Origin of the sequence: Streptomyces sp. NPDC002265 (genome assembly GCF_040296125.1) — a bacterium.
Lineage (GTDB): Bacteria > Actinomycetota > Actinomycetes > Streptomycetales > Streptomycetaceae > Streptomyces.
In genome coordinates this window covers 45,635-51,634 of sequence record NZ_JBEOWS010000024.1, presented here as the reverse complement: position 1 = coordinate 51,634, position 6,000 = coordinate 45,635, and the positions used below count along the sequence as shown (strand labels likewise).

The following is a 6,000-nucleotide window of genomic DNA, read 5'->3' as shown; positions in this document are numbered from 1 at the left end:
CCGACGCTTCACCTTTCTGAGGCCCCGGGGGTACGCCACCCCCGTTTGGCACCCGTGCACACATTTCCTCTTTTGGGGGCCCCCGTACATCTCCGGGCGCCCCCATCGTCGTGGACCAGCGGTGTCGGCGGCGCTAGCTCGACGTGCTGCCGTCGCGGCGCACCGACAGCAGGTCCTCCAGCTGCTCCTCGCGGGCTTGCGCGGCCACGAACAGCAGTTCGTCACCTGCCTCCAGGGAGTCCTCCTGGGTCGGGGTGAGGACGCGGTTCCCGCGGATGATGGTGACCAGCGAGGTGTCCTCCGGCCACTCCACATCGCCGACCTGGGTGCCGGCCAGGGCCGACTCCTCCGGCAGGGTCAGCTCGACGAGGTTGGCGTCGCCGTGGCTGAAGCGCAGCAGCCGGACCAGGTCGCCGACGCTCACCGCCTCCTCGACCAGGGCCGACATCAGGCGCGGGGTGGAGACGGCCACGTCAACGCCCCACGACTCGTTGAAGAGCCATTCGTTCTTCGGGTTGTTGACGCGGGCGACCACCCGCGGAACGCCGTACTCCGTCTTCGCCAGCAGAGAGACGACCAGGTTGACCTTGTCGTCGCCCGTCGCGGCGATCACGACGTTGCAGCGCTGGAGCGCCGCCTCGTCCAGCGACGTGATCTCGCAGGCGTCGGCGAGCAGCCACTCCGCCTGCGGTACCCGCTCGACCGAGATGGCGGTCGGCGCCTTGTCGACGAGGAGGACCTCGTGGCCGTTCTCCAGCAGCTCGCCCGCGATCGAACGGCCGACCGCACCGGCACCGGCAATGGCGACCCTCATCGGTGACCGCCCTCCTTCGGGCCCTCGGCGAACGCCGCCTCGACCTTCTCGACGTCGTCGGTGCGCATCATCACGTGCACCAGGTCGCCCTCCTGGAGCACGGTCAGCGAGGTCGGCACGATCGCCTCGCCCAGGCGCGTCAGGAACGCCACCCGCACGCCCGTCTCCTCCTGGAGCTCACTGATCCGGTGACCGACCCAGGAGCTGGCGGCGTGCACCTCGGCGAGCTGCACACCGCCGGTGGGGTCGCGCCACAGCGGCTCCGCACCGGACGGCAGCAGCCGGCGCAGCATCTGGTCGGCCGTCCAGCGGACGGTGGCCACCGTCGGAATGCCCAGGCGCTGGTAGACCTCGGCGCGCCGGGGGTCGTAGATGCGGGCCGCGACGTTCTCGATGCCGAACATCTCGCGGGCCACGCGGGCCGCGATGATGTTCGAGTTGTCGCCGCTGGACACCGCGGCGAATGCGCCGGCCTCCTCGATGCCGGCCTCACGCAGGGTGTCCTGGTCGAAGCCGACGCCGGTGACCCGACGGCCGCCGAAAGAGGAGCCCAGTCGTCGGAAGGCGGTGGGGTCCTGGTCGATCACGGCGACCGTATGCCCCTGTTGCTCCAGGGTCTGCGCGAGAGCGGAACCCACTCTGCCGCAGCCCATGATGACGATGTGCACGACGTCCTTCCGAGGTCAAGGGTTGTTGACTATGGCTTGAACAGGGTCTCAGACCGCCGCCCAAGCTACACACGCGCGGTGCGCGTGGGGCACCCCTGTGCAGTCACTCCGCGGTCCTACCCGCGGTGCGGTCCGCGCAGTCATCGCGTTGCGGGCCGCTCGCCGCCGTCCGGGAGCGGCGGCCGGCGGCGCTCAGCGGCGCGTGATGCTGCGCACGCTGCACAGGGTCAGGAATCCGAGGCCGACAAGGCTCACGGCGGCGCCGATCAGCTCTGCGGTCGTGGACATGGAACCTCCGGGGGCGGGCGACGGCAGGGGTCCAGACATCTAGGCACGGGGGCCGCGCCACCTGCGGAATCAGTAGCCCGTCGGGTCCCCGAGTTCACCCGTGAGGCATATCCGGGGTGCCAGGTGGGCGAGTCTGTGTTCGAAGGCCTACGATGCTCTGTTGTGTCCAAACTGACCGACGTGCCCAAACGGATCCTGATCGGGCGCGCACTGCGCAGTGATCGGCTCGGGGAAACCCTGCTGCCGAAGCGCATCGCCCTCCCCGTCTTCGCCTCCGACCCGCTGTCCTCCGTCGCGTACGCGCCCGGAGAGGTACTGCTGGTCCTGTCCATCGCGGGCGTGTCGGCGTACCACTTCAGCCCCTGGATCGCCGTCGCGGTCGTCGTGCTGATGTTCACCGTGGTCGCCTCGTACCGTCAGAACGTCCACGCCTATCCCAGCGGCGGCGGGGACTACGAGGTGGCGACCACCAACCTCGGCCCCCGGGCCGGTCTCACGGTCGCCAGCGCGCTGCTCGTCGACTACGTCCTCACCGTCGCGGTGTCCATCGCCTCCGGCATCGAGAACCTCGGCTCCGCCGTCCCCTTCGTCGTCGAGCACAAGGTGTTCTGCGCGGTCGCCGTGATCGTGCTGCTGACACTGATGAACCTGCGCGGTGTGAAGGAGTCGGGCACGCTCTTCGCGATCCCGACGTACGTGTTCGTCGCCGGCGTCTTCATCATGATCGCCTGGGGCGCCTTCCGCGGCCTGGTCCTCGGCGACACCATGAGCGCGCCGACCGCCGACTACCACATCAAGGCCGAGCACCAGGGCCTCGCGGGCTTCGCCCTCGTCTTCCTGCTGCTGCGCGCCTTCTCCTCCGGCTGTGCCGCCCTCACCGGCGTCGAGGCGATCTCCAACGGTGTCCCGGCGTTCCGCAAGCCCAAGTCGAAGAACGCGGCGACCACGCTGGCCATGATGGGCCTGCTCGCCGTCACCATGTTCTGCGGCATCATCGCGCTGGCCACGGCGACCAACGTCCGGATGGCCGAGAACCCCGCCACCGACCTGATCCACAACGGCATCCCGGTCGGTTCCGGCTACGTGCAGAACCCGGTGATCTCGCAGGTCGCCGAGGCCGTGTTCGGCAAGGGCAGCTTCCTGTTCATCGTGCTGGCCGCCGCAACCGCCCTGGTGCTGTTCCTGGCCGCGAACACCGCCTACAACGGCTTCCCGCTGCTCGGCTCGATCCTCGCCCAGGACCGCTACCTCCCGCGCCAGCTGCACACCCGCGGCGACCGCCTGGCCTTCTCCAACGGCATCGTGCTGCTGGCCGGCGCGGCGAGCCTCCTGGTCGTCATCTACGGCGCCGACTCCACCCGGCTGATCCAGCTGTACATCGTCGGCGTGTTCGTGTCCTTCACGCTGAGCCAGATCGGCATGGTCCGGCACTGGAACCGCCACCTGGCCACCGAGCGGAACCCCGACCAGCGCCGTCACATGCTCCGCTCGCGCGCCATCAACACCTTCGGCGCGTTCTTCACCGGCCTGGTCCTGGTCGTCGTCCTCGTCACCAAGTTCACGCACGGTGCCTGGGTCGCCCTGCTCGGCATGTTCATCTTCTTCGTGACGATGACGGCCATCCGCCGCCACTACGACCGGGTGGCCGAGGAGATCGCGGCCCCGGAGGGCCCGAGCGACGACAGTCTGCGGCCGTCCCGGGTGCACTCGGTCGTGCTGATCTCCAAGATCCACCGCCCCACACTGCGCGCCCTGGCCTACGCCAAGCTGATGCGCTCCAACACCCTGGAGGCGCTCACCGTCAACGTCGACCCGGCGGAGACCAAGGCGCTGCGCGAGGAGTGGGAGCGGCGCGGCATCGACGTACCGCTGAAGGTGCTCGACTCGCCGTACCGCGAGATCACGCGGCCGGTCATCGAGTACGTCAAGGGCCTGCGCAAGGAGTCCCCGCGCGACGTGGTCTCCGTGATCATCCCCGAGTACGTGGTCGGCCACTGGTACGAGCACCTGCTGCACAACCAGAGCGCGCTGCGGCTCAAGGGCCGCCTGCTGTTCACGCCGGGCATCATGGTGACCTCGGTGCCGTACCAGCTGGAGTCCTCCGAGGCGGCCCGCAACCGGGCCCGCAAGCGGCAGGAGTGGAACGCTCCGGGTGCCGTCCGACGCGGTCCGGCGGAGGAGCGCCAGAAGGAGTCCACGACGGTCGAGAGCTGACCGGACGACCGGGAGACCGGGCGGCCGGGCGACCGGTGTGCGCCTCGTGGTGAGCGGCCGGACGACACCCACGTAGACTGGTGGGCTGTTGTCCGGCCGTTCCTCTCTCGATGTTGTGGAGTCACCCCGCCATGCAGGCAGAACCGAAGAAGTCGCTGGTCGGGGCGGAGTACGAGGTCGAGGTCGGCCCCGTCGCCCACGGCGGGCACTGCATCGCCCGTACGTCCGAGGGCCAGGTGCTCTTCGTCCGGCACACGCTGCCCGGCGAACGGGTCGTGGCCCGGGTGACCGAGGGCGAGGAGGGGGCCCGCTTCCTTCGCGCGGACGCGGTCCAGGTGCTGGAGGCCTCCAAGGACCGCGTCGAGGCGCCCTGCCCCTACGCCGGCCCCGGCCGCTGCGGCGGCTGCGACTGGCAGCACGCCAAGCCCGGCGCCCAGCGGCGCCTCAAGGGCGAGGTGATCGCCGAGCAGCTCCAGCGGCTCGCGGGCCTCACCCCCGAGGAGGCCGGCTGGGACGGCACCGTGATGCCGGCCGAGGGCGACAAGCTTCCCGCCGGCGAGGTGCCGCAGTGGCGCACCCGCGTCCAGTACGCCGTGGACGCCGACGGCAACGCGGGACTGCGCCGCCACCGCTCGCACGAGGTCGAGCCGGTCGAGCACTGCATGATCGCCGCGCCGGGCGTCAGCGAGCTCGGCATCGAGGAGCGCGACTGGTCCGGCATGGCGTCCGTGGACGCGATCGCCGCCACCGGCTCCCAGGACCGCATGGTGATCCTGGAGCCCCGCCCCGGCGCCCGCCTGCCCCTCGTCGAGCTCGACAGGCCGGTCTCCGTGATGCGGGTCGCCGAACAGGACGGCGGCATCCATCGCGTCCACGGCCGCGCGTTCGTGCGCGAGCGCGCCGACGGCCGCACCTACCGCGTCGGCAGCGGCGGCTTCTGGCAGGTCCACCCGATGGCCGCCGACACCCTCGTCAAGGCAGTCATGCAGGGCCTGCTGCCCCGCAAGGGCGAGATGGCCCTCGACCTGTACTGCGGCGTCGGCCTCTTCGCCGGCGCCCTCGCCGACCGCCTCGGCGAGACGGGCGCGGTCCTCGGCATCGAGTCCGGCAAGCGCGCGGTCGAGGACGCCCGCCACAACCTCGCCGCCTTCGACCGCGTCCGCATCGAACAGGGCAAGGTCGAAGCCGTCCTCCCCCGCACCGGCATCACCGAGGTCGACCTCATCGTCCTGGACCCGCCGCGAGCGGGCGCGGGCAGGAAGACGGTCGAACACCTCGCGTCGCTGGGTGCCCGCCGCATCGCGTACGTGGCCTGCGACCCGGCGGCCCTGGCCCGCGACCTGGGGTACTTCCGCGACAACGCCTACAAGGTGCGCACACTGCGCGCGTTCGACCTGTTCCCGATGACACACCATGTGGAGTGCGTGGCCATCCTGGAGCCTGCGGGGAAGGGTCGCTGACCTGCGGCGCTGCCGGTGCGCACGGTGTGCGGTGCGGACGTTACGGGCGATGTCCTGACGCCGAAACGACGCCCTCCGAGGTGTCTCGACGCTCAATTGACGCTCGTTCCGATGGGGAGTCACGCCACGCCTGAGCCCGAGGCGGCATTCCAGCCTCCCTGGAATTTGTCCCCGGGCGGGCCGACTCCGGAGCGTCGCGATGTCCCGGCCGGCTGCGTGCCGGTCGTGGGTCGGTCGTCGTCCGGCGGATATGGACGCCCCGAGTAGCCCTCGGCATTCCCTTGGCGGCGCCGATAGGAGAACCCGAGGTCGCCGGACCTCATCGCCCGGTGGCGGTTGCCGTCAGGCCATGACGCTCGTTCGACGCTGCGAGCGTCGGCGGCCTGCCGACGGAACGATGTCCGTGACGCCCGGTACCACCGTCCCGGCGGTGGTCCCTCCGTCGCGGCCGGCATGGGCGGGTCCTGGGCGCGAACCGGCTTCTGCCGGTCACCGGCCGAGCGGATGCGCAAGGAGCGGCCGGGCTCCCCCATCGGAGTCCGGCCGCTCCCGTTCC

At 70.7% G+C, this 6,000-nt stretch carries 4 protein-coding genes; 2 read left to right on the top strand and 2 right to left on the bottom strand.

Going from position 1 to position 6,000, the window contains the following annotated elements; translation table 11 throughout:
* Positions 1-133 precede the first annotated feature (133 nt).
* The gene (locus ABT085_RS07090; protein ID WP_351603031.1) at positions 134-814 is read right to left on the bottom strand and encodes a potassium channel family protein; all 681 of its coding nucleotides are present in this window, start codon (positions 812-814) and stop codon (positions 134-136) included.
* Entirely contained in the window at positions 811-1,482 is a 672-nt protein-coding gene (locus ABT085_RS07085; RefSeq protein WP_351603029.1) for a potassium channel family protein, read from the bottom strand. The genes ABT085_RS07090 and ABT085_RS07085 overlap by 4 nt, the downstream gene beginning before the upstream one ends.
* Positions 1,483-1,932: 450 nt before the next feature.
* On the opposite strand from ABT085_RS07085, the gene ABT085_RS07080 reads away from it, so the two are divergent.
* Both ABT085_RS07080 and ABT085_RS07075 read left to right on the top strand, forming a co-directional pair.
* The gene (locus ABT085_RS07080; protein WP_351603027.1) at positions 1,933-3,984 is read left to right on the top strand and encodes an APC family permease; all 2,052 of its coding nucleotides are present in this window, start codon (positions 1,933-1,935) and stop codon (positions 3,982-3,984) included.
* Positions 3,985-4,115: 131 nt separating this feature from the next.
* Positions 4,116-5,444 (top strand): class I SAM-dependent RNA methyltransferase, encoded by a 1,329-nt coding sequence (locus tag ABT085_RS07075; RefSeq protein ID WP_351603025.1) that lies wholly within the window; start codon positions 4,116-4,118, stop codon positions 5,442-5,444.
* Positions 5,445-6,000 lie beyond the last annotated feature (556 nt).